The sequence below is a fragment of the Rhizobium sp. FY34 genome, assembly GCF_005222845.1.
Lineage (GTDB): Bacteria > Pseudomonadota > Alphaproteobacteria > Rhizobiales > Rhizobiaceae > Neorhizobium.
The window spans coordinates 201,051-227,150 of the sequence record NZ_STFZ01000011.1 but is presented as its reverse complement, the minus strand read 5'-3'; the positions used below and the strand labels follow the sequence as shown (position 1 = coordinate 227,150).

26 protein-coding genes are annotated in these 26,100 nt (G+C 60.7%); 14 read left to right on the top strand and 12 right to left on the bottom strand.

The annotated features are described in order from the left end of the window. Positions 1 to 458 precede the first annotated feature (458 nt). Positions 459 to 986: a bifunctional adenosylcobinamide kinase/adenosylcobinamide-phosphate guanylyltransferase gene (gene cobU, locus E8M77_RS08100; RefSeq protein ID WP_137130123.1), complete on the top strand. Its 528-nt coding sequence runs from the start codon at positions 459 to 461 to the stop codon at positions 984 to 986. 8 nt (positions 987 to 994) lie between these two features. On the opposite strand, the gene E8M77_RS08095 is transcribed toward cobU, so the two are convergent. Then, the gene (locus E8M77_RS08095) at positions 995 to 1,780 is read right to left on the bottom strand and encodes a TSUP family transporter (protein ID WP_137130122.1); all 786 of its coding nucleotides are present in this window, start codon (positions 1,778 to 1,780) and stop codon (positions 995 to 997) included. A 182-nt stretch (positions 1,781 to 1,962) separates the two neighbouring features. Here E8M77_RS08095 and E8M77_RS08090 point away from each other — a divergent pair, with 182 nt between their 5' ends. From E8M77_RS08090 to E8M77_RS08045, 10 genes are all read left to right on the top strand, one after another. Further along, positions 1,963 to 2,922 carry a nucleoside hydrolase gene (locus E8M77_RS08090; protein ID WP_137130121.1) on the top strand — a complete coding sequence of 320 codons (960 nt, stop codon included), beginning with the start codon at positions 1,963 to 1,965 and terminating at the stop codon, positions 2,920 to 2,922. Positions 2,923 to 3,057: 135 nt separating this feature from the next. Continuing rightward, entirely contained in the window at positions 3,058 to 3,342 is a 285-nt protein-coding gene (locus E8M77_RS08085; protein WP_137130120.1) for an acyl carrier protein, read from the top strand. Between the two features lie 190 nt (positions 3,343 to 3,532). Next, complete coding sequence (locus E8M77_RS08080; protein ID WP_137130119.1) at positions 3,533 to 4,003, top strand: 3-hydroxyacyl-ACP dehydratase FabZ family protein; 471 nt, start codon at positions 3,533 to 3,535, stop codon at positions 4,001 to 4,003. Positions 4,004 to 4,065: 62 nt separating this feature from the next. Continuing rightward, entirely contained in the window at positions 4,066 to 5,271 is a 1,206-nt protein-coding gene (locus E8M77_RS08075) for a beta-ketoacyl-ACP synthase (RefSeq protein ID WP_137130118.1), read from the top strand. A 10-nt stretch (positions 5,272 to 5,281) separates the two neighbouring features. Then, entirely contained in the window at positions 5,282 to 6,571 is a 1,290-nt protein-coding gene (locus E8M77_RS08070; protein ID WP_137130117.1) for a beta-ketoacyl-ACP synthase, read from the top strand. 67 nt (positions 6,572 to 6,638) lie between these two features. Beyond that, positions 6,639 to 7,667 (top strand): zinc-binding dehydrogenase, encoded by a 1,029-nt coding sequence (locus E8M77_RS08065; RefSeq protein ID WP_137130116.1) that lies wholly within the window; start codon positions 6,639 to 6,641, stop codon positions 7,665 to 7,667. 4 nt (positions 7,668 to 7,671) lie between these two features. Then, positions 7,672 to 8,601, top strand: a complete 930-nt coding sequence (locus tag E8M77_RS08060; RefSeq protein WP_137130115.1) for a lipid A biosynthesis lauroyl acyltransferase — start codon at positions 7,672 to 7,674, stop codon at positions 8,599 to 8,601. 156 nt (positions 8,602 to 8,757) lie between these two features. Further along, positions 8,758 to 10,188: an NADP-dependent phosphogluconate dehydrogenase gene (gndA, locus tag E8M77_RS08055; protein ID WP_137130114.1), complete on the top strand. Its 1,431-nt coding sequence runs from the start codon at positions 8,758 to 8,760 to the stop codon at positions 10,186 to 10,188. A gap of 135 nt (positions 10,189 to 10,323) precedes the next feature. After that, on the top strand, positions 10,324 to 11,367 hold the full coding sequence (gene mgrA, locus E8M77_RS08050; RefSeq protein ID WP_137130113.1) for an L-glyceraldehyde 3-phosphate reductase: 1,044 nt from the start codon (positions 10,324 to 10,326) through the stop codon (positions 11,365 to 11,367). A gap of 209 nt (positions 11,368 to 11,576) precedes the next feature. Then, the gene (locus E8M77_RS08045) at positions 11,577 to 11,909 is read left to right on the top strand and encodes an RcnB family protein (protein WP_137130112.1); all 333 of its coding nucleotides are present in this window, start codon (positions 11,577 to 11,579) and stop codon (positions 11,907 to 11,909) included. Positions 11,910 to 11,980: 71 nt separating this feature from the next. On the opposite strand, the gene zigA is transcribed toward E8M77_RS08045, so the two are convergent. Further along, a complete protein-coding gene (zigA, locus tag E8M77_RS08040; protein ID WP_137130111.1) occupies positions 11,981 to 13,186 on the bottom strand; it encodes a zinc metallochaperone GTPase ZigA in 1,206 nt (401 codons plus the stop codon). 89 nt (positions 13,187 to 13,275) lie between these two features. Next, positions 13,276 to 14,310 (bottom strand): zinc ABC transporter substrate-binding protein ZnuA, encoded by a 1,035-nt coding sequence (gene znuA / locus E8M77_RS08035; RefSeq protein WP_137130110.1) that lies wholly within the window; start codon positions 14,308 to 14,310, stop codon positions 13,276 to 13,278. A gap of 99 nt (positions 14,311 to 14,409) precedes the next feature. On the opposite strand from znuA, the gene E8M77_RS08030 reads away from it, so the two are divergent. The 3 genes from E8M77_RS08030 to E8M77_RS08020 are packed head-to-tail and all read left to right on the top strand — an operon-like array spanning position 14,410 to position 16,530. After that, positions 14,410 to 15,312, top strand: coding sequence for a metal ABC transporter ATP-binding protein (locus tag E8M77_RS08030; RefSeq protein WP_246659173.1), 903 nt, complete (start codon positions 14,410 to 14,412; stop codon positions 15,310 to 15,312). After that, positions 15,305 to 16,132 carry an iron chelate uptake ABC transporter family permease subunit gene (locus E8M77_RS08025; protein WP_137130464.1) on the top strand — a complete coding sequence of 276 codons (828 nt, stop codon included), beginning with the start codon at positions 15,305 to 15,307 and terminating at the stop codon, positions 16,130 to 16,132. Before E8M77_RS08030 ends, E8M77_RS08025 begins: the two co-directional genes overlap by 8 nt. After that, positions 16,129 to 16,530, top strand: coding sequence for a Fur family transcriptional regulator (locus E8M77_RS08020; protein ID WP_137130108.1), 402 nt, complete (start codon positions 16,129 to 16,131; stop codon positions 16,528 to 16,530). The genes E8M77_RS08025 and E8M77_RS08020 overlap by 4 nt, the downstream gene beginning before the upstream one ends. Before the next feature lie 40 nt (positions 16,531 to 16,570). Here the strand turns inward: E8M77_RS08020 and E8M77_RS08015 are convergent, their stop codons facing one another. The 9 genes from E8M77_RS08015 to E8M77_RS07980 form a co-directional block, all read right to left on the bottom strand. After that, on the bottom strand, positions 16,571 to 17,683 hold the full coding sequence (locus tag E8M77_RS08015) for a GGDEF domain-containing protein (protein ID WP_170975786.1): 1,113 nt from the start codon (positions 17,681 to 17,683) through the stop codon (positions 16,571 to 16,573). A 202-nt stretch (positions 17,684 to 17,885) separates the two neighbouring features. Continuing rightward, the gene (locus tag E8M77_RS08010; protein ID WP_137130106.1) at positions 17,886 to 18,419 is read right to left on the bottom strand and encodes a gamma carbonic anhydrase family protein; all 534 of its coding nucleotides are present in this window, start codon (positions 18,417 to 18,419) and stop codon (positions 17,886 to 17,888) included. 29 nt (positions 18,420 to 18,448) lie between these two features. Continuing rightward, positions 18,449 to 19,141: a fumarylacetoacetate hydrolase family protein gene (locus E8M77_RS08005; RefSeq protein ID WP_137130105.1), complete on the bottom strand. Its 693-nt coding sequence runs from the start codon at positions 19,139 to 19,141 to the stop codon at positions 18,449 to 18,451. 159 nt (positions 19,142 to 19,300) lie between these two features. After that, the gene (locus E8M77_RS08000; protein ID WP_137130104.1) at positions 19,301 to 20,326 is read right to left on the bottom strand and encodes a substrate-binding domain-containing protein; all 1,026 of its coding nucleotides are present in this window, start codon (positions 20,324 to 20,326) and stop codon (positions 19,301 to 19,303) included. Beyond that, positions 20,323 to 20,958, bottom strand: coding sequence for a dual specificity protein phosphatase (locus E8M77_RS24025; protein ID WP_205910468.1), 636 nt, complete (start codon positions 20,956 to 20,958; stop codon positions 20,323 to 20,325). Before E8M77_RS24025 ends, E8M77_RS08000 begins: the two co-directional genes overlap by 4 nt. Positions 20,959 to 20,970: 12 nt before the next feature. After that, a complete protein-coding gene (locus E8M77_RS24020) occupies positions 20,971 to 21,780 on the bottom strand; it encodes an inositol monophosphatase (protein ID WP_205910467.1) in 810 nt (269 codons plus the stop codon). Between the two features lie 73 nt (positions 21,781 to 21,853). After that, positions 21,854 to 22,966, bottom strand: coding sequence for an ABC transporter substrate-binding protein (locus tag E8M77_RS07990; RefSeq protein ID WP_137130103.1), 1,113 nt, complete (start codon positions 22,964 to 22,966; stop codon positions 21,854 to 21,856). A gap of 89 nt (positions 22,967 to 23,055) precedes the next feature. Beyond that, complete coding sequence (locus E8M77_RS07985; protein ID WP_137130102.1) at positions 23,056 to 24,171, bottom strand: ABC transporter ATP-binding protein; 1,116 nt, start codon at positions 24,169 to 24,171, stop codon at positions 23,056 to 23,058. 1 nt (position 24,172) lies between these two features. Next, positions 24,173 to 26,002: an iron ABC transporter permease gene (locus tag E8M77_RS07980; RefSeq protein ID WP_205910465.1), complete on the bottom strand. Its 1,830-nt coding sequence runs from the start codon at positions 26,000 to 26,002 to the stop codon at positions 24,173 to 24,175. Positions 26,003 to 26,100 lie beyond the last annotated feature (98 nt).

The following is a 26,100-nucleotide window of genomic DNA, read 5'->3' as shown; positions in this document are numbered from 1 at the left end:
TCCGGGTTGGTAGTGCGTACCGGAGCCTGTCTCGCTATCCATGCATGGTCTTGTCTGAAACAGGCGGACCGGGCGGCGTTTTCCCGCCGCACCCTGATCACCCGGTGCCGATCAATCGCAAATCCCTTATTTCAGATCATGCGCAAGTCCTGCGGCAGACTGTCCGTTGACAGGGGGCGTCTGCTGTCGCACGATTGGCGCTCGCAGCCCGGATTTTGATCCGGATGCGGGACGGACCAAATCGGGCGTATCGTCATGATGTGTGCGATCGGGCGAGGGGTTGGCGGGCTGCATGGTGCAGCCGGATCCGCGTGCGGTGGCAACCGAGGTTTCAGGTCAGTCAGTCATGATCGGCCAGGGCGGGCGACCTCCTTCACTACGAATTCGCCGCTCTTTCATGCCTGACAGACCGGATGGCCGGTCCGTCCCTCTTCATCCTCCTTCGCATGGCAGATCGCATGACATCCTCACGGCCCGGCACAGTGACCTTCGTTTTGGGCGGCGCGCGGTCCGGCAAGTCGCGCTTTTCGGAAAACCTCTGCCTGGAAACCGGTCTTGAACGCCACTATGTCGCGACCGGCCAGATATGGGACACTGAAATGGCGGATCGCATCGCCCTGCATCGAACCCAGCGCGGCGAGGGCTGGGTGACGCATGAGGAGCCGGTCGATCTGGTTGGTACACTTGCGGCAATCGATCGTCCCGACCGCGTGGTGCTGGTCGATTGCCTGACGCTCTGGGTCACCAATCTGATGATGGCCGAGCGAGATGTGGCCGATGCGTGCGCTGATCTCGTCGCATCGCTATCTATCTGCAAGGCGCAGGTGATTTTCGTTTCGAACGAAGTCGGGCTCGGCATCGTACCGGACAACAAGATGGCGCGCACCTTCCGTGACCATGCCGGACGGTTGCACCAGAACCTGGCCGCCAGTGCCGACCGTGTCTATTTCATTGCCGCCGGCCTGCCGCTGACGCTGAAGGGCTGAAGCCCGCCCTATATGCCGAGCCACAGACGGATTGGATGGGCCGGATCGGAGACGAGCTTGCCGGCCATGGCCAGGCAGACAATCACCAGCAAGGGCTTGATCAGTTTGGCACCGCCGCGCATGGCAAGCCTTGACCCGATCTGCGCGCCGATCAATTGACCAGCACCCATCAATAGCCCAACCTTCCACAGGATTGCGCCGTTTGCCGCAAAGACGGCGAGCGATCCGAGATTGGAGCCAAGATTGATGAGCTTTGTATGCGCCGTGGCTTTCAAGAGCCCGAAGCCGGCCAGAAGCACGAAGCCCAGCATATAGAATGAGCCGGCACCGGGGCCGAATATGCCATCGTAAAGGGCGACGAAGGGAACGGCGGTGACGGCAAACAGGGCTGGCGAAAACCGCCGCGTGCTGTCTTTGTCCGAGAGATTGGGTTTCAGCGCAAAGAACAGCGCGATGCCGATCAGCAGGAAGGGGATGGCGGCACCCAGAACGCGTCCTGGGATATGCGAGGCAATCAGCGCACCGATCGCGCCGCCAAGCGCTGCAATCAGCGCCATGGGCAATTGCTTTTTCAGGTCCACATGGCCGCGCCGCGCATAGGCCACGGTTGCCGATGCTGCACCGAAGGGGCCTTGCACCTTGTTCGTCGCAATCGATTCGAGCGGCGGAATACCGACCAGCAACATGCAGGGCACGGTGATCAGGCCGCCTCCACCGGCAATCGAATCAACAAAGCCGGCAATCATCGCGGCAAAAAACAGGAACAGCAGAATGTGTGGCGCAAGTTCGGACACGGGATGGAGACCTGGACATAAGGGATGCGAGAGAAATGCCCACGGCTTCTGGCACTCGTCAGGCCTTTGGGCAAGCGCAGGGCAGGCCTGCACGGTCTTGTCCTTGAAAGAAAAGCTGTGGCCTTGCGTCTTTGCAGGCCGGCGCTATGGTGCCGCGCCTCTCCACCACTCAGGACAAGTTCATGCACAAGGTGATTTTCGACACGGATCCGGGCATCGATGATGCGATGGCGCTTCTGTTTCTCCACAAGCATCCGCAGATCGATCTTATGGGCGTGACAACCGTGTTCGGCAATGCGCCCATCGAACTCACCACCCGTAATGCGCTTTACCTCGGCGAGGCCTGGAATATTCCAGCACCCGTTGCCCGCGGTGCCGGCGAAACCTTTGATCCCTCGCGCGGCGGCAGCTACTGGCCGACCACGATCCATGGCGAGAACGGCATTGGCGATGTGGCCGTGCCGGACGTGATCAGCCGCACGGCCGATGCGCGCCCTGCCTACCAGTTCATCATCGATATGGTGCGCGCGCATCCCGGTGAAATAACGCTCATTGCCGTAGGTCGCATGACCAATCTGGCGCTGGTGCTGAAGCATGATCCGGATGTGGCGGCCCTGGTGAAGGATGTCATCATCATGGGCGGCGCCTTTGATATGAACGGCAATGTGTCGCCGGCCGCCGAAGCCAATATCCATGGCGATCCGGAAGCGGCGGATTTCGTCTTCACCGCCCCCTGGCGCGTCACGGTCGTCGGCCTTGATGTGACGATGCAGACGGTGATGACCAGCGGCTTCCTGGCGGACATGGTCGCGGCTGGACCCGACGAGGTGAAGCTGTTGTCGGATATCTCGCAACTCTACATCGAATTCTACAAGCAGCGCGTCGGCGATGGCATGGTCGTGCATGACAGCTGCGCCTGCGTCTATCTGGTGCGGCCCGATCTTTTCGAGACCCGCAGCGGCCCGATCCGCGTCGTTTGCGGTGGCATTGCCGATGGACAGACCATCCAGAAGCCGGATGGTCGCGGCTTCCCGCCCGGCCATTGGGACGGACATCCGAGCCAGTTGATCACCACGGCGGTGAAATCCGACGGCGTGCTCTCGGTGATCCGGGCTGCGCTCGTTGAGGGCAAGGCTGCCTGATTGCCGTCCCATAGGTCTATTAGTTGCTGTTTCGGCAACAGTTCGCCTGCAAAATTCGATCCCGAGCTTCGCAGCCCATTGGCATCGCAGCCCGTTTTCCCTATGTGGGACCCACACTACAAGAATTCAGAGGACATGAGCGTGACCGCTACCTTCGACAAAGTCGCCGACATCATCGCTGAAACCAGCGAAATCGATCGCGCCACCATCACCCCGGAAAGCCACACGATCGACGATCTGGGAATCGACAGCCTCGACTTCCTCGACATCGTTTTTGCGATCGACAAGGAGTTCGGCATCAAGATCCCGCTCGAGCAGTGGACGCAGGAAGTCAACGAAGGCAAGGTTTCCACGGAAGAATATTTCGTGCTGAAGAACCTCTGCTCTAAGATCGACGAGCTGCGCGCAGCCAAGGCCTGATCGTTTCCGATCGGGTTCTTTGCCTTTCAGTCCGGCCGTCCCGGACCCTTGTCCAGGATGACGTGTTGTAACCAAAGTGGAGCTGAAGCTCCACTTTGCGTTTCAGCGGCTAGGTCGGGCAAAGCCGTTGCGCAGCTCTCCTCCATTCCAAGCGCTATGCCTTTTTCAGTTGAGAGTGGGTCTGACCCGGATGCTTCTTGAATATTTCCAGATGATCGATCGCGTCGAGGCGGTGGATCTTGACGCCCGGACGCTCACCGCGCGCTCCGTCGTGCCCTCGAAAAGCCCTGTCTTCGAAGGGCATTTTCCCGGAATGCCATTGGTGCCGGGTGTGCTTCTGATTGAGACGATGGCGCAGGCGAGCGGCTTTCTGGTGCTGGCCGCCAGCAAGTTTGCCGCCATGCCGTTTTTGATGTCGGTGGATGGCGCCAAGATGCGTACCTTCGTCGAGCCCGATGCAGTTCTCGACATCGAGGCGTTTCTGGAGCATGAGGGATCGGGCTATGCGGTGACAAAGGCCAAGATCACCTGTGCGGGCAAGAAGGTATGTGATGCGCAGCTGAAATTGCGCACCATGCCGTTCGATCAGGTGCCGCTGGCCGATATTGTGCGCAAGCGCGCCGAAGAAGTTGGGCTTATGGATGCGCTTGCCGCCCGTTGACACCGGCAGGCAGGTCGGCCGGCATGCAAGAGTGCTGGCGTGCAAGAAGGATTGACCTCACGATGAGCAGTTCAGACAATGATGTCGTGATTACCGGTGTCGGTATCGTCACGTGCCAGGGCGTCGGCAAAGAGCCGCATATCGCGCTTCTGACGGGCGCGGACGTGGGCAAGCCGCCGGTCGAGACCACCCGCTTCCAGCCCTATCCCGTTCACCCCATGCCGGAAATCGACTGGTCACAGCAGATCGCCAAGCGTGGCGACCAGCGCCAGATGGAAAACTGGCAGCGTCTGGGCGTGTTTGCCGCCGGCCTTGCGCTGGACGATGCGGGTCTGAAGGACGATGCCGAAGCCTGCGGCAGCATGGACATGATCGTTGCGGCCGGTGGCGGCGAGCGCGATATCAAGGTTGATTCGTTGATCGTCGATGAAGCACTGAAGCGCAATGACCGCGAACAGCTGCTCAATGAAAAGCTGACGACCGAGCTGCGCCCGACGCTGTTTCTCGCACAGCTTTCCAATCTGATGGCCGGCAATATTTCCATCGTGCACAAGGTCACGGGCTCCTCGCGCACGTTCATGGGCGAGGAAGCGGCCGGCATTTCCGCCGTCGAGACCGCCTATCACCGCATCAAGGCTGGGCAGTCCAGCCATTCGCTGGTTGGCGGCGCCTTTGTCGCGGAACGCGCCGATATCATCCTTTTGGTCGAGGGCATCCGTGCCCATGCCACGGGTGACTGGCATCCTCTCTGGTCGCGCGCCATCGAAAACGGTGGCGGCATGATGATGGGCTCTGTCGGCGCCTTCCTCGTCATGGAGAGCCGCACCCATGCCGAAGCGCGTGGCGCGCATATCTATGCAACGATCGGCGCGATCGAGGGCGATCGCGGCAGCCGCGAGGATCGTGGACTCGAGACGCGGCTTGGCCGCATGTCGAACCTTGCATCCGAAGTTTCGCCTGGCGATCTGGTGGTGTTTTCTGGCTCTAGCGGCGTCGTCGATCTGGCAGCCCGCGAAAGGGCAGCGCTCGAGGTTGAGTTTCCAGGCGCTGCCATCCGCGGTTATGGCGGCGTGACGGGCCATGCGATGGAAGCACAGTTTCCGCTCGGTCTGGCGCTTGCAGCGCTTGCCCTTGACGCCCAGGCGCATGTGCCGGCCTTCGATGCCGAACACGAAAAGCCCATGACCCATGGCGTGACGCATGCGGTCGTGACGACGGTCGGCTATCTGCGCGGCGAAGGTCTCGCCGTCCTGTCGGCAAACGGCTGAGGAGAGCATCATGAACAGTAAAGCTTTCAAAGATCATCTGGGTCGCCCGATCGTCGCCGTCACCGGCATGGGTGTCCTCACCTCGCTGGGCCAGGGGCTTGCCGATAACTGGGCAGCGCTCACATCCGGCATCTCGGGCATCCACAAGATCACCCGCTTTCCGACCGATGGGCTTTCCACTCGCATTTGCGGCACGGTGGATTTCATCTCGGTTCCGCATCCCAATTCCGTCGAGCGTTCCTTTGCCTTTGCGCGCGAAACGACGCGCGAGGCACTGGCGCAGGCCGGTCTTTCCGGCGATTTCGCCGGCCCGCTGTTTCTGGCCGCCCCACCCGTCGAGCCTGAATGGAGCGCCCGATTCGAGCTTGCCGATCGTGCGCCTCCAGCCAAGGTTGAGGGCGATGCCTATGACCGGTTCCTCGCCGCCATGCGCGAACGTCCCGATCCGGTCTTCCTGGAAGCGGCACAGTTCGGTTCCATTTCCGAGCGCCTGTCCGACATGTTCGGCACGCGTGGTCTACCCGTGACGCTGTCGACAGCCTGCGCTTCGGGTGCTACTGCCATTCAGCTCGGCGTCGAGGCGATCCGTCAGGGACGCACAGACCGTGCGCTGACGGTTGCGACCGACGGTTCCGTTTCGGCCGAAGCGCTGATCCGCTTCTCGTTGCTCTCGGCACTGTCCACCCAGAATGACCCGCCGGAAAAAGCCTCCAAGCCCTTCAGCAAGGAACGAGACGGCTTCGTGATTGCCGAAGGTGCGGCAACTCTGGTGCTGGAATCGCTTGAATCGGCTGTTGCGCGTGGCGCAAAAGTGCTCGGCATCCTTAAGGGCTGCGGCGAAAAGGCCGATCACTTCCACCGCACGCGCTCCTCGCCGGATGGTGGCCCGGCGATTGCCACGATCCGCGCTGCACTCGAAGATGCCGGCCTTGATGAAGGCCAGATCGGCTATATCAATGCGCATGGCACCTCGACGCCGGAAAATGACAAGATGGAATATGGCGCCATGCTGTCTGTCTTTGGCGATCGGTTGAAGGACGGCATTCCCTGCTCGTCCAACAAGTCGATGATCGGTCATACGCTAACGGCGGCCGGCGCCGTCGAAGCGGTGTTCTCGATCCAGACCATGCGGACCGGCACGCTGCCGCCGACGATCAACTACGTCAACCCGGACCCGGCCATCGTGCTAGATGTTGTGCCGCATGTGAAGCGCGACCAGCAGGTTTCGGCCGTGCTGTCCAATTCCTTTGGCTTCGGCGGCCAGAATGCCAGTCTTGTCATGACGGTCGAGCCGGCCTAAAAGCCGGCTCCACATCCGTTCTACCACACCACGATCTTTTGACGCCCTCGGGCGGAGGAATAGTCTCATGCGCGCTTTGCAACTCATCGATGATCGCCGGCTCGAAGCGGTCGATGTTCCGGAACCGGATGCGCCGGCACCCGGTGAAGTGACGCTGCGCGTCAAGGCCGTGGCCCTCAACCATATTGATGTCTGGGGCTGGCGCGGCATGGCCTTTGCCAAGCGCAAGATGCCGCTCACCATCGGTGCGGAAGCCTCTGGCGTCGTGGAAGCCATCGGTGCGGGCGTCTCCAATGTTCTGCCCGGCCAATTGGTCTCCGTCTATGGAGCGCGCACCTGCGGCCTCTGCAAGGCCTGCCGCGAGGGCCGTGATAACCTGTGCGAAAATGTCGCCGGTGTGCATGGCTTCCATCTGGACGGCTTTGCCCAGGAAAAGATCAACATTCCCGCCCGCCAGCTCGTACCGGCTCCACCCGGTGTCGATGCGGTGGCGGCGGCGCTTGCGCCGGTCACCTTCGGCACCGTGGAACATATGCTGTTTGACAATGCCAAGCTTGAGCCCGGCGAGACCATTCTCGTGCATGCCGGCGGCTCCGGTATCGGCTCGGCTGCCATCCAGCTGGCCAAGAAGATGGGCTGCACGGTGATCACCACCGTCGGCTCCGACGACAAGATCGAGAAGGCCAAGGCGCTCGGCGCCGATCATGTCATCAATTACCGCACCGACCGTTTCGAAGGCGTGGTGCGCAAGCTGACCAAGAAGAAGGGCGTCGATGTCGTCTTCGAACATGTCGGCAAGGATACGTTTGCCGCCTCGATGTTCTGCCTGAAGCGTGGCGGGCGTCTGGTCACCTGCGGCTCGACCTCGGGTGTTTCTACGGATGTCAACCTGATGATGCTGTTCCAGCAGCAGCTGAAACTGCTCGGTTCCTTTGGCTGTCGCATGGAAAACATGGCCAATGCCATGCAGAAGATGGCGCGTGGCATCGTGCATCCGGTCATCGATACGCAAGTGTCCTTCGGTGAGATCGACAAGGCGCTGGAGCGCATGGAGAGCCGGCAGATCTTCGGCAAGATCATCCTGAAGATGGATTGATCCCTTGAAGATGCTGTTGACGAGGATTGTCCTGAAGGCGCGCCAGTTCCAGCAATGGCTGGTGGCGCAGCTTGCCTTTTCCTTCCTCAATCTTCTGAAGCTGTTTCCCGCAGATCCCGCCATCCGCTTTGCCGATTGGCTAATGCGTCAGATCGGCCCGCGGCTTGGCCGGCACAGGCTGATGCTCGTCAATCTGAAAAACGCCTATCCGGAAAAATCCGAGGCCGAGCGAGAAGCCATTGCCATGGCCAGTTGGGGCCATATGGGCCGGCTTGCGGCGGAATATGTGTTTCTCGACCAGCTGTTCGATTTCGACCCGCAGCGCGAGACGCCGGGCCGTATCGAAGTCTCCGGCATTCCGATCTTTCTCGACCTGCGTGACAATCCGCGTCCCTTCATCGTGTTTACCGCCCATACGGGCAATTTCGAACTGCTGCCGGTGGCCGGCAATGCCTTTGGCCTCAATGTCACAGTGATGTTTCGCCCGCCGAACAATCCCTATATTGCCGAAAAGGTGTTCTCCTTCCGCGCCGCGCGCATGGGCAAGCTTGTGCCCTCGCATGCAGGGTCTTCCATTGCGCTGGCACGGCAGCTGGAGGCAGGGCAGGGCATCGGCGTGCTGGTCGACCAGAAGTTCCGCAAGGGGCTTTCCACGAATTTCTTCGGCAATCCGGTGCAGACCAATCCGCTGCTCGCCAAGCTCGTGCGCCAGTTCGACTGCGAAGTCTATCCGGCGCGCTGCATCCGTCTGCCCGATAACCGTTATCGGCTGGAGATCGAACCGAAGATCGACATTCCGCGCAATGAAAAGGGCGCTGTCGATGTGCAGGCGACGGGCCAGCTTCTGAACGACAAGGTGGAGAGCTGGGTGCGCGAGAACCCCGAGCAATGGCTCTGGTATCACGACCGCTGGCACATTAAGCGCTATCTCTAGCCTTTGCCTGCCTGCTCTGTATATGCATCCTGCTGATTATATTAGCATCATAACTTGCTGACATGAGATAAATTTAATCGGTTTACGAGGCCTTGGCCTTGCCGTCCGTCACGTTGAATGCCAAAACAGCCTCCCAATCGTAGTGGAGATAGTTCCGTGGAACAGGCAGAAATCGGCCTCATCGGTCTTGGCGTCATGGGGTCCAACCTCGCGTTGAACATAGCGGAAAAAGGCAACAAGATTGCCGTTTTCAATCGCAGCCCCGAGGCAACCCGCAAATTCTTCGCCGAAGCCGGCAGCCTGCAAAGCCAGATCATTCCCTGCGAGACGCTGGAAGACTTCGTCGCCGCTATCCGCCCGCCACGCCCGATCATCATCATGATCAAGGCCGGTGAGCCGGTCGATCAGCAGATGGAACTGCTGAAGCCCTATCTGTCGGCTGGCGATATCATGATCGATGCCGGCAATGCCAATTTCCGCGACACGATGCGCCGTTTCGACACGCTGAAGGACAGCCCGCTGACCTTTATCGGCATGGGCGTATCGGGCGGCGAAGAGGGTGCCCGTCACGGTCCCTCCATCATGGTCGGCGGTACGGAAGACAGCTGGAAGCGCGTCGAAAGCGTGCTGACCTCCATCTCCGCCAAGTATCACGATGAGCCCTGCGTTGCCTGGCTCGGCAATGACGGCGCCGGCCATTTCGTCAAGACCATTCACAACGGTATCGAATATGCCGACATGCAGATGATCGCCGAAATCTACGGCATCCTGCGCGACGGAATGAAGCTGTCGGCCTCGGAAATCTCCCAGGTGTTTGGGCGATGGAACAAGGGCCGGCTGAATTCCTACCTGATCGAGATCACCGAAAAGGTTCTCGCTGCCACCGATCCGATCACGGGTCAGCCGATGGTGGATGTAATCGTCGACCGTGCCGGCCAGAAGGGCACCGGCAAATGGTCGGTTATCGAGGCGCAGAATCTGGGCATTGCCGCAACCGGCATTGAGGCGGCTGTTGCCGGTCGCATTCTGTCTTCGCAGAAGGTGGAGCGCGTTGCTGCCGAACAGATCCTTGGTCTGCCGCAGACGGTTGCCATGCCCGGCATTGACGGCATGGCTTTCCTCGATGATCTGGAGAATGCGCTGCTTGCCGCCAAGATCGGCGCCTATGCGCAAGGCTTTGCCGTGATGGCGGCTGCCTCCAAGGAGTATGGCTGGAACCTTCCAATGCCGGTGATTGCCAAGATCTGGCGCGCCGGCTGCATCATCCGTTCGGAATTCCTCGACGAGATCACCTCGGCCTTCACCAAGGACCCGGATATCGCCAACCTGATCGTCACGCCGGCCTTTGCCGCTATGGTCAAGGAAACCGATAGCGCGCTTCGCCGCGTCGTCTCCACCGCCGTGATGTCGGGCCTGCCGGTTCCGGCTTTGTCTTCGGCGCTGGCCTATTTCGACAGCTATCGTCGTGGGCGTGGCACGGCCAACCTCATCCAGGCGCAGCGCGATTTCTTCGGTGCGCATGGTTTCGAGCGTATCGACGGCGTGGACAAGCCGCACGGCCCCTGGGGCAGCGGGCTGAACGCCTGAGAATAAAAGCTTTGCTCGGGCAGGGTGGTTTTTCCTGTTCCCGCACCTAGATCTGCCGTGCGCGAAAAATTGCGCACGGCTTTTTCCGTCTGAGATGAGAGACGGAAACCTGCCACAGACACGGAGGAGAGACGTATGGCCTGGCAGCCTTCTGACGACCGTTATTCCAAGATGACCTATAACCGCTGTGGCCGCACCGGACTGAAGCTTCCGGCGATTTCGCTCGGCTTCTGGCACAATTTCGGAGAAGACACCGAACACCAGCGCAAGCGCGCCATCTGCCGCACGGCGTTTGATCTCGGCATTACCCATTTCGATCTCGCCAACAATTACGGCCCGCCGCCCGGCAGCGCCGAAACCGCTTTCGGCGAAATTCTGAAGAGTGATTTTGCCGGCTACCGCGACGAGATGATCATTTCATCCAAGGCCGGCTACAATATGTGGCCGGGCCCTTACGGCGAATGGGGCAGCCGCAAATATCTGATCGCATCCTGCGATCAGAGCCTGAAGCGCATGGGTCTCGACTATGTCGATATCTTCTATTCGCACCGTTTCGATCCCGATACGCCGCTGGAAGAGACCTGCGGTGCGCTGGACCATATCGTGCGCTCCGGTCGCGCGCTCTATGTCGGCATCTCGTCTTACAATGCCAAGCGCACGCGTGAGGCCGTAGCCATCATGAAGGATCTCGGCACGCCGCTCGTCATCCACCAGCCCAGCTATTCGATCATCAATCGCTGGGTGGAAGAGGACGGCCTTCTCGATACGCTCGACGATGTCGGCATGGGCTCCATCGTGTTTTCGCCGCTGGCCCAGGGCATGCTCACCTCGAAATATCTCGGTGGCATTCCAGATGATAGCCGTGCGGCACAGGGCAAGTCGCTGCGTCCTGCCTTCCTCAACGAGCGCAATGTGGAAAACCTGCGCGGCCTCAACGCCATTGCTGAAAAGCGTGGCCAGACGCTGGCGCAGATGGCGATTGCCTGGGTGCTGCGCGGTGGTCGCGTCACTTCCGCTCTGATCGGCGCAAGCCGCCCCGAACAGGTGGTGGATTGCGTGGCTGCCTTGGACCGCCCGGATTTCACTCCTGCAGAATTGGCGGACATCGAAGTCTTTGCCAAGGATGCCGATATCAATCTCTGGGCTCAATCGGCCGAGCGCGAAGGTCCCTCTCGCTAAGCGCATTTCGATTGCATTGATCATACAGGAGCCCGGCCATGTGTCGGGCTTTTGCCGTTCACGCTGCGGGAAGAGATTATATCGACGTCTGAACTCCTTGTGCCAATCGCCTCATTTCATTGCGAAATGGTAATGGAGCGGTTCATCCTGCATTCACTGTTCAAGCCATAAGTGTTCAAGTGTCATATAAAAACACGAGGACACACCCGATGAAAATATTCGTTTCCATGATGATGGCTGCCACCATTCTTGCTGCGCCGATGGCGCAGGCGCAGGAACATCGCGGTAATGATCAGGACCGCAATCGCAGCGTTGAACGCACGGTGACGATCGAGAAGAAGACGGTCGTCAAGAAGCAGGGCTGGAACAAGGGCCACAAGCTGACGCGCGCTGAACGTGCGCGTCTTGCCGAAGTGCGCGATTACAAGCGCTATCGTCTGCAGGCCCCGCCGCGTGGCTACCAGTGGGTGCGCGTCGACAATCAATTCCTGCTGATCGGCACTGCCAGCGGCATGATTTCCAGCATCGTAACCGGCCGCTGAAGCACGGGAAACAGAGCAACAAGACAAGGCCGTCGGGGACATCGGCGGCCTTGTCTCATCTACCATTGCACTCAGGCGGCGCGCTGGCTCCAACTGACGAAGGGATCAGGCATGTCTCTCCAGCGGTCGGGCTTGAATTCTCCGTCCGGCAGCAGACAGACATCCAGCTGGTTGCGGATCCAGTGTTCATCCATGGGCTGGGCGCCGATGAAGACGATTTCCTGGCGACGGTCGCCCCAGACCGGATCGAGATAGTGCGCAAGGCCGCTGCGGAAACTTTCATCCTGCGGCCACTGTTCGCGCGGCACCGCCGCCCACCAGAGGCCAAGCTTCTGGGTGCGGATCAGGGCGCCGGCCTGCGAAATTTCACCCACATGATAGGGCCTGGTCGCCAGCCAGAAAAATCCCTTGGCGCGGATGACGCCGGGCCAGGACTGGTTGATGAAGTGATGCAGCTTTTCCGGATCGAAGGGGCGCCGCGCCCGGTAGACGAAGGAATGAATGCCATATTCCTCGGTTTCCGGCACATGATCGCCAAAACCGTGCAATTCCTTGAACCACAGTGGATGGGTTTCGGCCTTGCCGAAATCAAAAAGCCCGGTTCCCAGAAGTGAGCGGGCCGGCACATGGCCGAAATCGGCCTCGATGATCTGTGCGTCGGGATTGAGACCGGCAATGATGGCGCGGGCGGCGGCAAGCTCGTCGGCACTGGCGCTGGAGATTTTGTTCAGCACCACGACATCGGCAAACTCGATCTGCTCGACCAGAAGATCGACCAGCGTGCGGTTATCGCCTTCACCGGCTGTTTCGCCACGGTCTGCGAGGAAATCGGAGGATCCGTAATCCTTCAACAGATGGGCGGCATCCACCACGGTCACCATCGTGTCGAGCCGGGCGATATCCGACAGGCTCTGGCCGTTTTCGTCACGAAACTCGAAGGTGGCGGCCACCGGCAAGGGCTCGGCAATGCCGGTGGATTCGATCAGCAGGTAATCGAAGCGTTTCTGTTCGGCCAGTTGGCGCACTTCCTTCAGCAGGTCATCGCGCAGCGTGCAGCAGATGCAGCCATTGGTCATCTCGACCAGTTGCTCTTGCGTGCGCGACAGGTCGGCGCCGCCATCACGCACCAGGGCCGCGTCGATATTGACCTCGCTCATATCGTTGACGATGACCGCAACCCGAAGCCCATCGCGGTTGGCGAGAATATGGTTGAGCAGCGTCGTCTTGCCGGCACCGAGAAAGCCGGACAGAACCGTGACGGGCAATCTTTCATCCATCTCGAACTCCATTTGTTATAACATTACATTGATAGTGCTAAGAAAAGGCGGATATCCGCCTTTTCTGGTCTGTTTCTATGGCCTGCCGGTCAGGCGTCCTTGGCAAGGCAGTCCTTCAGCGAGGTCGCAAGATTGGTCATCAGCTCGAAATAGAGGTTCGGGCCGGCGGTGAGCGTTGCGCCTTCCGGATCAAGCACGCCGGCGCGGGCCTTGGTTCCTTCCGTCACCACCTTGATCAGCTTCGGCGTGAACTGCGGCTCAGCAAAAACGCAGGTTGCGCCAAGCTCGCCGAGCTTCTGGTGGATCTGGCTCAGGCGTTCGGCGCCGGGTGCCGTTTCGGGGCTGACCGTAATGGAGCCGGCAACCTTCACCTCATAGTGATGCTCAAAATACTGATAGGCATCATGGAAGACGACGAAGGGCTTGCTCTTCACCGGCTCCACTGTCTTGGCGATCTCACCATCCATGGCATCGATGCGGGCGATCAGCGCCAGCGTATTCTTGTTGTAGATGGCGATATTGCCGGGATCGGCGGCAATCAGCTTTGCCTCGATTTCTTTCACCATGGCTTTCGCATTGTTCGGGTCGAGCCAGAGATGCGTGTCGAAACCTTCGTGATCATGGTCGTCATGCGCATCGGCATGCACGTCCTTTTCGCCGGGCTTGTGATCATCGCCATGCGCATGGGCGTGGTCATGACCGGTCGCCGGCTTTTCCGCTGCGTGGGCGTGGTCATCATGCCCGTCTTCATCTTCATGCGCCTCGAAAGCGCCGCCTTCGCGGAAGGGCAGCTTTTCAAGGCCCGGCGCCTCTCCCAGGGCAACGATGTTTGCCGATTTGCCCAGCGCATCGAGCGGCTTGTCGAGGAAGGCTTCCATATTGGGTCCGATCCAGAACACCAGATCGGCGTTTTCAATGGCGCGGGCGTTGGAAGGCTTCATGGAATAAGTGTGCGGCGAGGCAGCACCGTCGACGATCAGCTTCGGCTCGCCAAGGCCCTGCATCACGCCAGCCACCAGCGAATGGATCGGCTTGATCGAGACGACCACCTCCGGCGCGGCCATGGCATTTGCCGCGATGAAGAGCGAGGCCGAGGCGAGAAGCGCGGCGGACAGTTTCGTCATCGGGGTTACTCCTTGAAAGTGTATGTTATGTTATTACATTGGTTGTGTTATGCTATAACGCGTGCGATAGCGGAGAGCAACAGCCGCACAGGATTTTTGATGTTGATGCAATCGAAGCCTCGCGAGGAGAAGCTCGTATCGCTGGCCAATGCCGGTATCCGGCGCCAGGGCCGCTGGCTGGTGCGTGGTGTGGATCTGATGCTGCGTCGGGGTGAAATCGTCACGCTGATTGGCCCGAACGGCGCTGGAAAATCCACGACCGCCAAGATGGCAATCGGCGTCCTACGGGCCGATGAGGGCAGCGTCACGCGCGCTGAAAACCTCAAGGTTGGCTATGTGCCGCAAAAGCTGTCGGTCGACTGGACGATGCCGCTGACTGTCGAGCGTCTGATGCATCTGACGGGCAGGCTTGCGCCTGTAGCGCTTGACGAGGCGCTTCAATCCGTCGGCATTGCACATCTCCTCAAGGCTGAAGTCCAGCATCTGTCGGGCGGCGAGTTCCAGCGTGCGCTGCTTGCCCGTGCCATTGCCCGAAATCCCGATCTCCTGGTGCTGGACGAGCCGGTGCAGGGGGTGGATTTTGCCGGCGAAACCGCGCTTTACGAATTGATTGGCCGCATTCGCGATACGAAAGGCTGCGGCATCCTGATGATTTCCCATGATCTGCATATGGTGATGGCCGGTACCGATACGGTGATCTGCCTCAACGGCCATATCTGCTGCCGCGGAACGCCAGCCGTTGTCAGCCAGAGCGAGGATTATCGCCGTCTGTTTGGTGCGGCGGCCCGCGGGCTTGCCTTTTACGATCACCGCCATGACCATACACATCTGCCGGACGGGCGCGTACAGCATGGCGATGGCAGCATTACCGATCACTGCCATCCGGGCGACGGGCATCATGGCCACGATCACGGCCATAGCCATGATCATGCGCATGACGATCACCATAACCATGCACACGATCATGCCGATGCGGCCGGGGAGCATCATCGCCATGTTTGACGATTTCTTCCTGCGCGCGCTTCTAGCCGGCATCGGGCTGGCGCTGACGACCGGGCCTCTCGGTTGCCTGGTCGTGTGGCGGCGCATGGCCTATTTCGGCGATACGATGGCGCATTCCGCACTTCTCGGCGTGGCGCTGTCGCTGTTCTTCGAGATCAATCTTCTGGTCAGCGTGTTTGCCGTGGCCGTCGGCGTGTCGCTGCTTCTGCTTTTGTTGCAGCGTCGTCAGGCGCTGTCAGCGGATTCCCTGCTTGGCATCCTGTCGCACTCGACGCTGGCGATTGGCCTGGTCATGGTCGCCTTCATGTCCTGGGTGCGCATCGATCTCATCGCTTTCCTGTTTGGCGATATCCTCGCCGTCACGCCCCAGGATATCTGGCTGATCTGGTTGGGCGGCGCCTTCGTGCTCGTCTGCCTCGTCTTTCTGTGGCGCCCGCTGATAGCCTCCACCGTCAGCCATGAACTGGCCGAGGCCGAGGGGCTGAAGCCTGAGCGCGCGCGGTTTTTCTTCATGCTGCTGATGGCGCTCGTCATTGCCATTGCCATGAAGATCGTTGGCATCATGCTGATTACCGCGCTGTTGATCATTCCGGCCGCCACGGCACGCCGCTTTTCGGCAAGCCCGGAAGCCATGGCGGTGCTTGCCTCTGTCATCGGGGCGCTTGCCGTGGTTGGTGGCCTGTTCGGCTCGCTTTACGGCGACAGCCCCTCTGGCCCGTCGATCGTGGTCGCTGCCCTCATTCTTTTCCTGGCAAGCTTCCTGCCCAACGCCGGTCGCCACCTTGCCAGCATCCGCACTGCAACGGGAGACCGCCCATGAGCGCGCCGAACCTCACGAAAAACCAGACTTTGGTTCTGGATGTGCTGACCCGTGCCGATCAGCCGATGAGCGCCTATACGATCCTCGATAAGCTGCGGGACAATGGGTTTCGTGCGCCGCTCCAGGTCTACCGCGCCTTGGAAAAGCTGCTCGGCCTTGGCCTTGTGCATCGGCTGGAGAGCCTCAATTCCTTTGTCGCCTGTTCGCACCAGGAACACTCCTGCTGCACCCATCATGGAACAGTGGCCTTTGCCATCTGCGAAAGCTGCGGCCAGGTGAGCGAGTTCCATGATCACGCCATCGATGACCGGCTGAACGAATGGGCGCGGTTGAAGGGCTTCAAGGCGGAAAAGACGACGATTGAGCTACGCGGCCTTTGCAGTGCCTGTGCAGCCTAAGTAAGCACAGAGGCACTATGACGAACGCCGAGCTGGCAACTCAGGCTGCCTGCGCCGTCAGGACTGTTTGATTGCGACCCTGCTGTTTCGCCTGGTAAAGCGCCTTGTCCGCGAGCGCCATAATCTGCGCCGGTGCCGCACCCGGCAGGATGGCGAGCCCGATGCTGACCGTGACCGGCGCCAGACCCTCCGGCCAGCCGGACAGTAGCGCTGTGTGCACGCGGTTGGCCACCTGGTATGCGCCGTCTTCGTCGGCATCCTGCATCAGCACGGCAAACTCTTCGCCGCCCAGCCGGCAGGTCAGATCGCTGTCGTGGCGGACCTGGTGCGCCAGAACATCTGCCACATGCTTCAGGCATTCATCGCCGGCGGGATGCCCATAGGTATCGTTGTAGCGCTTGAAGTGATCGACATCGACGATGAGGAGGGCAAGCCTTTTCCCGGTCTCCACGGCCATCCGGCAGATCCGTTCGAATTCCTGCTCGAACCGCCGGCGATTGGCGATGCCGGTCAGGGCATCGGTGAAGGAAATCGTGCTCAGCGCCACATTCTCGCGTTCCATGGCATCGGTGCGCATCTGCTCACGCATGATGAGCAGATAAAGATGGCGCAGCGTGCCTTCCAGCCGGGAATTTGCCACCAGGGTCATGATCGATGTTGCGACAAGAAAGGCAAGAGCGAGGACGTCGGACTGCTCAAACGTTGCAAGGCGCGGCCACAGGAATGCACCGGTCACCACGCAGATCAATGTGGAGGTGCTGACGGCAACCCTGGTGCGCAGGTTAAAGACGATATTGGTAACGATGATCAGCATGCCGATGCTGAAGGCAAGCTGCGCCGCGGGCGCATCTCGCAGGGTGATGAGAACATTGACGCCCACGCCGATCCAGGCAAGGCCGGCGGCGGCCATCCAGTCACGCAGCCAATAGACCGGCAGGCGGCCTGACAGCCAGATCAGAAGAAAGCAGGGCAGCGTTGCAGCAACCGAGCGCAGGAAGAAGAATAGCCAGAAAAGCTCCGGCCGGAACATATAATCCACGATGAGGCCGAGATTGAAGATGGCAAGGCATATCACGGTGGCGGGGATCGCATGCCGAGATTTGTGCCCGGCTGAATAGATCTGATAGTCGGCCTCCAGCGGCTGACTGAACACGCGCGAGCGACGCCGCGAAGACAGCGCTTGAGCGACCTGCTGGCGAAGTACGTCCCTGTCAGAAGATTGCGTTTGCGAGCAACCGGTCATCGATCCAAACCTTCCGAAGCAGCCGCAGGTGCATGCTTGGCGGCAGATTAGACATTAAATGTAAATTTTTACCTTCCGGCTTACCTAACGTCGGGCTGTTCCTAACCTTACGTCAGGCGATCGGCGCACCAAGCTCTGAGGCAAAGCGCTTCCAGTTGGCGGCGTAATTTGCGGCGGAGGCTTTCAAGCGCTCCACGGCCTGAACATCCAGGGTGCGGATGGCCTTGGCAGGCGAGCCGACGATCAGGGAATTATCGGCAAATTCGCGCCCCTCCGTCACCAGCGCGTTGGCGCCGACAAGGCAATTTTTGCCGATCCTTGCGCCGTTCAGCACTGTGGCGCCCATGCCGATCAAGGAATTGTCGCCGATCGTGCAGCCGTGGATGATTGCGCCATGGCCGATGGTGCAGCCGGTTCCGATTATGGCTGGAAAGCCCCAATCGGTATGGATCACGGTGTTTTCCTGGATATTGGTCATAGCGCCTATGGTGATCCATTCATTATCGCCACGGATGGTGACGCCGAACCAGATGCCGACATCCTCGCCGATCTCCACCTTGCCGATGACATGCGCGCCAGGTGCGACCCAGAAGCTGCCGGGCGCCGGCACTTTGGGTGAAAACTCGCCCAGGGAATAAAGCGGCATCGTGGTTCCTCCTCGAAAGGTCTTTTGCGTTAGATGACGGTAACGTCGAGCATTGCCACGCCGGTGACGCCGCAGGCAATGCGGTCGCCCCGCACGACCGGTCCGACACCCGCCGGCGTGCCGGTCATGATGATATCGCCCGGCGCAAGCGTAAAGAGTTTTGAGAGTTCGGTGACGATCTCCGGCAGTTTCCAGATCATCTGCGCCAGATCGCCGGTCTGCTTGCGCACGCCATTCACGTCGAGAAAGATCTCCCCCTGTTGCGGATGGCCGATTTGGTCGGCCGGCACCAGTGGCGAGATGGGTGCTGATGCCTCAAATGCCTTGGCCGCTTCCCAGGGGCGCCCAGCCTTCTTGATGGCGTCCTGCAGGTCGCGGCGGGTGAAATCCACGCCGACGCCATAGCCCCAGACGCAAGACAGCGCCTCTTCCAGCGGTATATCCTGCCCGCCAGCCTTCAGCGCCATCACCAGTTCCACCTCGAAATGCACATTGGAGGATAGGGACGGATAGGGGAATTGCCCGTTTATGACCAGGTTCTGCGGGTTCTTCTGGAAGAAGAAGGGCGGCTCGCGCGACGGATCATGCCCCATTTCGATGGCGTGGTCGGCATAATTGCGCCCGACGCAATAGACACGGCGCACCGGAAATACGGCTTCCGATCCGGCGACAGGCAAGAACACCGGGGCGGGCGCCGGGATGACGGTCTGGGTTTCGCGCATGGTGTTTTTCTCCCTGTGTGACGGCGTCTTTGAGCGTGAGCGCCAGTCGTAAAACAGGTGAGGGCGTTTGTCTTGGCCTTTCGTTTCATCGATCTGCCAAACGTCAAAGCGCTCGGGCGAGAGGCCATGGATCATGCGCGTCTGACGCGCCCTTTCCGGTTAGCCGTTGGACCGCGCGCGCACCGTGTTGCGCCAGACCGGCGGCGCCTCGTAGACGAGGTTTGCCCGCTGCGATTTCCCCTCCGCGCTCTGTTCCAGCAGTCGGGTAATGGCGCCGGCCATCTCGTCCAGCGGCTGGGCAAAGGTGGTCAGCTGGTAGCTCAGCCAACCGGCCTGCTCGATATTGTCGAAGCCGACGACGCAGAGATCGTCCGGGATGCGAATGCCGAATTCCTGGCGTGCGGTATCCATGAAGCCGCAGGCAATCAGGTCGGTCACGCAGAACACGGCCTCCGGCCGGTCGCGGGCGGCCAGCAGGCGGCGTGCAGCTTCGGCGCCGGTCGCATAATTGGTCGGCCCGGCCCGCAGCAACGTGCAATGATGACCGGCCGCTTCGGCGGCCGCCATGAACATCTGCTCGCGGGCCGTTAGGCTTGCCGAGGCAATTGTCGAGGATACCACGGCCATCGTCCGGCAGCCGGCTCGCGCCAGCATGTGATGGGCATCGGCCATGGCGGTTTCGTGGTCGATCGAGATATGGTCGGCGCCCTCGAACTGGCCGGCCCGGTTGATGAGGATGACGTGCTGGCCGCTGTCAAGGCAGGTCTCCACCAGGCTTGCCGGTGGTGTGCCGGATAGAACGATGGTGGCGGACGCCCTATAATGCAGTGTCTGGCGCAGTGCCTTGTCGGCATTGGCCTCGCCGCCAGCGGTGTTGATGACCATTACCGCGCGCCCGGCCATCTGCAGGCGCTGGGTGATGGCATCGAGAAGGCTTGCCTGATAGGGCGCGTTGAGGTCAGCACCCAGGATGCAGACGGGCCTACTCTTCTCCTGGGATAGGCCGCGCGCCAGATGGTTGACGTGATAGTTCAGCTGGCGGGCGGCGGAGAGGACCTTCTCGCGCGTCTCATCCGAGACGCTTGCCCCTTGCGTGAAGGTGCGTGACACGGCGGATCGGGACACGCCGGCAAGCCGCGCCACCTCGGCTGCACTGGCAAGTGTCTTTGGCGGATGTCTCGTCATTTCAGCACCGCTGCCTTGCCATAACCTGCCGCCGTCAGCAGTTTTGCCATGGCGCCTGCACGCTCTGCGATGTGGACGAGATCGGGTTTCGGTGTTTCGAACCATTCATCCGGATGCAGCCCGCGTTTTTCGCGCACATGGGCAATCGCTGCCTGAAGCGTGGGATAGCGGAACGGCAATTCCAGATGCAGGAACAGCGAGACCAATGCCACCGAGCGGCTTCGTCCACCCCGGCAGTTGACCAGGATATGGCCCTTTTCCCGCAAGGGATAGGAGGGCTTGTCCGGCAGTTCCTGGTCAAGCATGGAGCGCAGCAGGTGATAGCCGGCCAGCATCATCATCTCGGGATTTCCCGGCCCGTCGATCAGCCCGAGCTTGTAATAGCGCACATGGCCGGACCCGTGCGGGACTAGATGCGCACCGACTTCCGTCTTCGGGTGCTTGACCAGATTGATATCGAGATTGACCGCGCAATTTAGCACGGCCTTGATGTTGCGTGCATGCAGGAGGTCCATATCGGCTGCGGCATCGGAACCGCCGACATAAAGATCGACATCCCAGCCGGGGAGATTGCTCTCAATGAGGCTGATTGTGGCGCGGGGATAATGGAAGGTCTTTTCGGCAAGAGACATTGTGCTATCGCTTCATTCTATGCTCGAAAGGGGCATCTGGACCGCCTTTGCCAGAACCTCGGCAAGGGCTGGCGCTGCGGCGATGATCTGGCCACCGTCGGCAATCGCGGCTGCATTGGCCGGATAGAGCCCGGTTCTGCCGCCGGCTTCGCGCACCATCAGCAGGCCGCCCAGGCAATCCCAGGCATTCATGTGGTATTCGACATAGCCATCGGTGCGGCCTTCAGCAACCCAGGCCAACGCCAGAGCGCCCGACGCGCCGCGGCGGATATTGGCGCCGCTCTTCAGGATCGACGAGAACATCTGCATATAGGTGTCATCGGGTGCGCGCGGCGACCAGCCGAGTTCGATCGAGGCGCTTTCCATGGCTGAAGTGAATGCCGTGCGAAGGGCGACGCCGTTCTTCATGGCGCCGCGACCCTTGCGGGCGGTATAGAATTCACCGCTGACCGGATTGAACGTTGCGCCAAGCTCGACGACGCCCTTTTCGACGAAGGCGATGGCGACGCAGAAATGGTCGATGCCACGGGCAAAATTGGCCGTGCCGTCGATCGGATCCACGACCCAGAGCGATGGCGCATCCGTCGTGCCGCCGGTCTCTTCGCCCAGAAGTCCATCCTCCGGAAACTGCTGGGCGAGTTCGTGGCGGATATGGGCCTCGACCAGCCCGTCTGCTTCGGTCAGAAAATCCTGACGGCCCTTCAGGCTGAACTCGCCGGCGCGCCGCTTGCGGTAGCATTCCAGTGCAAGCGCGCCTGCGCCCTTGATGATTTGGTGAAGGGCGGCTTCCCGCCTGTCCAATTGCGTGGTGCTCAATGTCATGTCTTTCTATGGAGGGCACAAGACCGGGGCGGGTCACCGACCGGTCTTGGCTTAGAATCGCGTACTTTTGTGTTTACTTCTTGTAGTTCAGGCTCCAGAGGTCCTGCCAGTCCTGACGGTGCTGCCAGTCCGACGATGCGGTGGCTGCCTCATAGCCCATGATCTGGTCCTTGATCTTGGCAATGCCCGACGGCTCGTCTGCCGGAAGGGAAATCTTGGTATTCGTCGACATTTTGCCGTCCTGCGACTGCGGTGCAATACCTTCGGCGGTCATCATGTAGCGAATGAACAGCTTGGCGGCATTGGGGCTCTTGCTGCCGGCGGCAATCAGGCCGAGCGAGGGATAGCTCCAGCCGGCAAAGGGTGCGAGGCCGGCGCAGATGCCAAGCTTCATGCCATTCTCGTTCTCGCGGTATTTCGCCGTGCTGACGAGGCCGACAAACGTATCCTTGACGTCAGGAGCACCGACGGCATCGGCTGCGGCGCCATCGGAATCAGTCAGCAGCGGACCATTGCCGGCCAGCGCCTTGACGAAGGCTGCCGTGGCACTTTCTTCCTTCGTGACCAGCGGCTTGCCGAAATGGGCCTGGTAGGCATCGGCCACCGCCTTGTCATGATGCGTCTCGAGCTGGTTGAACCAGTCGGTATAGGAAGGCTTGCCGACCGGGTCCTGCATCGAGACCTTGCCCTTCCACTTGGGTTCCGTCAGTTCCCAGATGTTCTTGACCGGGCAGGATTTGTTGAGCGCCGTGTTATAGGTCCAGACATTGGGGGCGAGAAGCGCCGTCAGCGGGTTCTGGTAGGCGGCGGGAATGTCGGCGGCGAGATCGCCCGGCACCCAGCTGATCACATAGTTCTTGGCCAGCAGCTGTTCCTGGGCAGCCGGCGCATCGGAAATGATGGCGACATCCGCCTGTACATTGCCGGCCTTGGCTTCACGGCTGACGATTTCCAGAATGTCGGGTGCCTTGGCCTTGGTGCCGATCGCTTGCACGCCATATTTGGCGGAAAAGGCCTTGGCCTGCTCGACAATCTTGCCGGTCGAATCGTAGACGTGGATGGGCGCTTCCTTCTTGGCCGCAGCAATCAGGGCGTCGAGATCGAAGGGCTCAGCGGCACATGCGGCTGACAGGCTGAAGAGGGAGGCGGCGATCGAAAGAAGGCTTGTCTTTACGCAAAGGGTCATGGTCATCTTCCTGTGTGTGAGAGCCGGCGCCCTTCAATGAAGGGGCCAATGGGGTCTGGTGCAGCGGCATTTCCGCTGCACGTCTTGCATCAGGCGGCGGCGGACATGCCGTAGCCTGGAATGGACATGCGCCGGCCGCTCCCATCGAAAAGATGCAGAGCCTCGTCCGGCAGCAGGCAGCCGATCTGGTCTTTCGGGCGAACGCGCGGCCGCGACTGGGTGGAATGAAACAGGCGGTCCTCGCCATGCGCGAGTTCGATCACCCAGCTGCCGCCGGTGGGCATGATGCTTTCGACGGTAAAGGGCAGCGCCCCATCCGCCGGCGTCTCGCAGAGGCGGATATCTTCCGGGCGAATGCCGCAGACATCGATCGGCACATCCCGCGGCAGCCGTTCGGTGAGTTTCAGGCCCAGCGATGCGGTATCGGTTTCCTGGCCCTTGCGGTCGCGCGATGGGATCATGTTGATGCGCGGATTGCCGATGAATTCGGCGACGAAACGATTGGCCGGGCGGGCATAGATCTCGTCCGGCGTGCCCACCTGCTGCAGATGTCCGCCCTCCATCACGGCTATCGTATCGGCCAGCGTCATCGCTTCCCACTGGTCGTGGCTGACGAAGACGATGGTCGTGCCGAATGTCTCGTGCAGACGGCGCAGTTCTGCCCGCATTTCCAGGCGAAGTGCAGCATCGAGATTGGACAAAGGCTCATCGAGCAGAAGCACGCCGGGATTGACGGCAAGCATGCGGGCCAGCGCCACGCGTTGTTGCTGGCCGCCGGACAGTTGCGACGGGTAGCGATCGGCATAATCGATGATGCGCAGCTTGGTCATCACGTCGCGGCAGCGCGCTTCGCGCTCGGATGCATCCACATGCTGCAGGCGCAGGCCGAAATCGACATTGCGCGCCACCGTCATATGCGGCCAGAGCGCGTAATTCTGGAAGACCAGGCCGACATGGCGCTTTTCCGGCGGCACGAACTGGCCGCGTTCGACGCAATCGACCGGCCTGCCGTCAATGGCGATCGTTCCGCCGCTGGCATGTTCGATACCGGCGATCATGCGCAAAATGGTTGTCTTGCCGCAGCCGGAAGGCCCCAGCAGGCACATGAATTCGCCGTCTGCGACGGTGAGATTGACGCCATCCACCGCAGGCTTTGCGGATTTCCCATAGGCTTTGACAAGGTTGTGCAGCGAAATCTCGGGCATTTCAGCTCTCCAGTCCGCGCGACAGGCCGGCGCCGGAGATCCTTTGGATCAACACGGTTCCAAGCCAGGCGACGAGGGCAATCATGAGGACAACGGCATTGGCAGCCTGGTCGTAATTGTAATCGAGCAGGCGCAGCGAATAGGTGGTGAGGACATCGGTGGCGGGCACGGCCAGGATGACGAAGAGGCTGACACCCTTGATGCCCGAAATGAAGGGAAGCAGGATGGCGGTTGCCAGCGGTGCCGCCTGGATCGGAATGATGATCCGGCGCATGCGGGTGAGGAAGCCGGCGCCGGCGACGCGGGCGGCGTCTTCCGGTTCGCGGCCAAGCTGGGTCATGGCGGCAATGCCGGCGCGGCTGGCAAAGGGCATGTTTTCGGCAATCAGCGCCAGCATCAGGATGAAGGGCGTGCCGTAGAGGGCGGGGATCGGGCCGCGGGCAACGGCAAACAGCGACAGGAAGGCGGCGGCAAAGGCGATGCCCGGCACGAGATAGGGCAGGAAGGTGATCTGGCGCAGGATATTGCCCAGAAGGCTGACGGGGCTGCGCAGCACGCCATAGCCGACCAGAAGCCCGAGGCAGCCCGAAATGACCGAGGCTATGCCGACAATGCGCACCGTGTTCCAGGCGGCGATCCAGAAATCCGGCGCCACGAGAATACCGTTGCGCATGGCAATGGTGTGCAGGTCGCTTCCGATCCAGTAGGCGAGGGTGAAATTGTCGGGCGTGAAGCGGCCCGGCAGGATCATCACCGTCGACAGGAAAAGCGTGAGCAGCGGAAGGACAACACCGATGAGAACGCAGAGAACGGGCAGCGAGGCGGCGAGATGGCGCATGGAGCCCAGCGGCTGGCGCCGCTCCATGGCACCGCGTCCGCCCACCGTCACGAAGCGGCGGGCTTCGCGCATCATGCGAATGTCAATGAGAAGGGTGATGACGCCCATCGTCATGATGGCGACCGCCAGAACGGCGGCAACGCCGTTCTGGCGCGAAGACAGCGCTCGGTACAGGCCAGTCGATAGCGTGTCATAGTTGATCGGCAGGCCGAGAAGATAGGGCACGGCGAATTCGCCGATGCAGTCTGCAAAAATCAACAGGGCGGCGGACAGCAGAGCCGGGCGCACCAGAGGCAGCACGATCGAAAAGGTGATGGTTCGGGTACCGGCGCCCAGAATGCGGGCGCATTCCTCCATCTGCACGTCCAGCCGTCTCAGCGCATTGCCGACGATCAGGAAGACCAGCGGCGTATAGTGCAGCGTCAGGATGAAAACGGTTGGCAGATAGCCATAGGCCAGCCAGTCCGGTGTCGCAAAGCCCATTGCCTGCAGCCAGCCGGGCTGGCCACCGACCGTGCCATTCTTGAAAATCGTCGTCCAGGCGAGCGCAAAGGTCCAGGTCGGCAGCATGAAGGGCACGACGAGCGCCGTTGCAAACCAGCGCCTGCCAAAGACATCCGTGCGGTTGATCAGCCAGGCAAGCGTTACCCCGAGCGTCAGCGCCAATGTCACGGTCGCCACCGCAATCGACAGCGTATGGACAAGCGGCGTCCAGATCAGGATGGACGACATCTTGGAGGCAAACACACGCGCCAGATAATAGGCGGTCAGGCTTCCCTCATCCTGATGCAGGCGAGCGGAATCCCCCGATTGCACCACGAAGGCATCGCCAAGGATCGACAGGACAGGGCCGACGATCAGGTAAAGAAAGAACAGCGTCAGGATGGCGACGATCAGCAGTGCCGGCTCATGCCGAACGACGGCCAGTCGATGGCGCATGCGACGCCAGACATTGGGCGGCGCAAGAAGGTTCGCGCTTGGCACCATGGCCATGTCTTCGTCCTCTCGTTACGATATGACGAGAGGGTTAAGCGGTTTGCATGACAGCCAGATGACGCAATGCACATAGGTGCAGCAAATTTTACGGTGTT

Coding starts and splice junctions, on each gene's coding strand:
- cobU (WP_137130123.1), top strand. CDS start 459: ATGACATCCTCACGGCCCGGCACAGTGACCTTCGTTTTGGGCGGCGCG.
- E8M77_RS08090 (WP_137130121.1), top strand. CDS start 1,963: ATGCACAAGGTGATTTTCGACACGGATCCGGGCATCGATGATGCGATG.
- E8M77_RS08085 (WP_137130120.1), top strand. CDS start 3,058: ATGAGCGTGACCGCTACCTTCGACAAAGTCGCCGACATCATCGCTGAA.
- E8M77_RS08080 (WP_137130119.1), top strand. CDS start 3,533: ATGCTTCTTGAATATTTCCAGATGATCGATCGCGTCGAGGCGGTGGAT.
- E8M77_RS08075 (WP_137130118.1), top strand. CDS start 4,066: ATGAGCAGTTCAGACAATGATGTCGTGATTACCGGTGTCGGTATCGTC.
- E8M77_RS08070 (WP_137130117.1), top strand. CDS start 5,282: ATGAACAGTAAAGCTTTCAAAGATCATCTGGGTCGCCCGATCGTCGCC.
- E8M77_RS08065 (WP_137130116.1), top strand. CDS start 6,639: ATGCGCGCTTTGCAACTCATCGATGATCGCCGGCTCGAAGCGGTCGAT.
- mgrA (WP_137130113.1), top strand. CDS start 10,324: ATGGCCTGGCAGCCTTCTGACGACCGTTATTCCAAGATGACCTATAAC.
- E8M77_RS08045 (WP_137130112.1), top strand. CDS start 11,577: ATGAAAATATTCGTTTCCATGATGATGGCTGCCACCATTCTTGCTGCG.
- zigA (WP_137130111.1), bottom strand. CDS start 13,186: ATGGATGAAAGATTGCCCGTCACGGTTCTGTCCGGCTTTCTCGGTGCC.
- znuA (WP_137130110.1), bottom strand. CDS start 14,310: ATGACGAAACTGTCCGCCGCGCTTCTCGCCTCGGCCTCGCTCTTCATC.
- E8M77_RS08030 (WP_246659173.1), top strand. CDS start 14,410: ATGTTGATGCAATCGAAGCCTCGCGAGGAGAAGCTCGTATCGCTGGCC.
- E8M77_RS08025 (WP_137130464.1), top strand. CDS start 15,305: ATGTTTGACGATTTCTTCCTGCGCGCGCTTCTAGCCGGCATCGGGCTG.
- E8M77_RS08020 (WP_137130108.1), top strand. CDS start 16,129: ATGAGCGCGCCGAACCTCACGAAAAACCAGACTTTGGTTCTGGATGTG.
- E8M77_RS08010 (WP_137130106.1), bottom strand. CDS start 18,419: ATGCCGCTTTATTCCCTGGGCGAGTTTTCACCCAAAGTGCCGGCGCCC.
- E8M77_RS08005 (WP_137130105.1), bottom strand. CDS start 19,141: ATGCGCGAAACCCAGACCGTCATCCCGGCGCCCGCCCCGGTGTTCTTG.
- E8M77_RS08000 (WP_137130104.1), bottom strand. CDS start 20,326: ATGACGAGACATCCGCCAAAGACACTTGCCAGTGCAGCCGAGGTGGCG.
- E8M77_RS24025 (WP_205910468.1), bottom strand. CDS start 20,958: ATGTCTCTTGCCGAAAAGACCTTCCATTATCCCCGCGCCACAATCAGC.
- E8M77_RS24020 (WP_205910467.1), bottom strand. CDS start 21,780: ATGACATTGAGCACCACGCAATTGGACAGGCGGGAAGCCGCCCTTCAC.
- E8M77_RS07990 (WP_137130103.1), bottom strand. CDS start 22,966: ATGACCCTTTGCGTAAAGACAAGCCTTCTTTCGATCGCCGCCTCCCTC.
- E8M77_RS07985 (WP_137130102.1), bottom strand. CDS start 24,171: ATGCCCGAGATTTCGCTGCACAACCTTGTCAAAGCCTATGGGAAATCC.
- E8M77_RS07980 (WP_205910465.1), bottom strand. CDS start 26,002: ATGGCCATGGTGCCAAGCGCGAACCTTCTTGCGCCGCCCAATGTCTGG.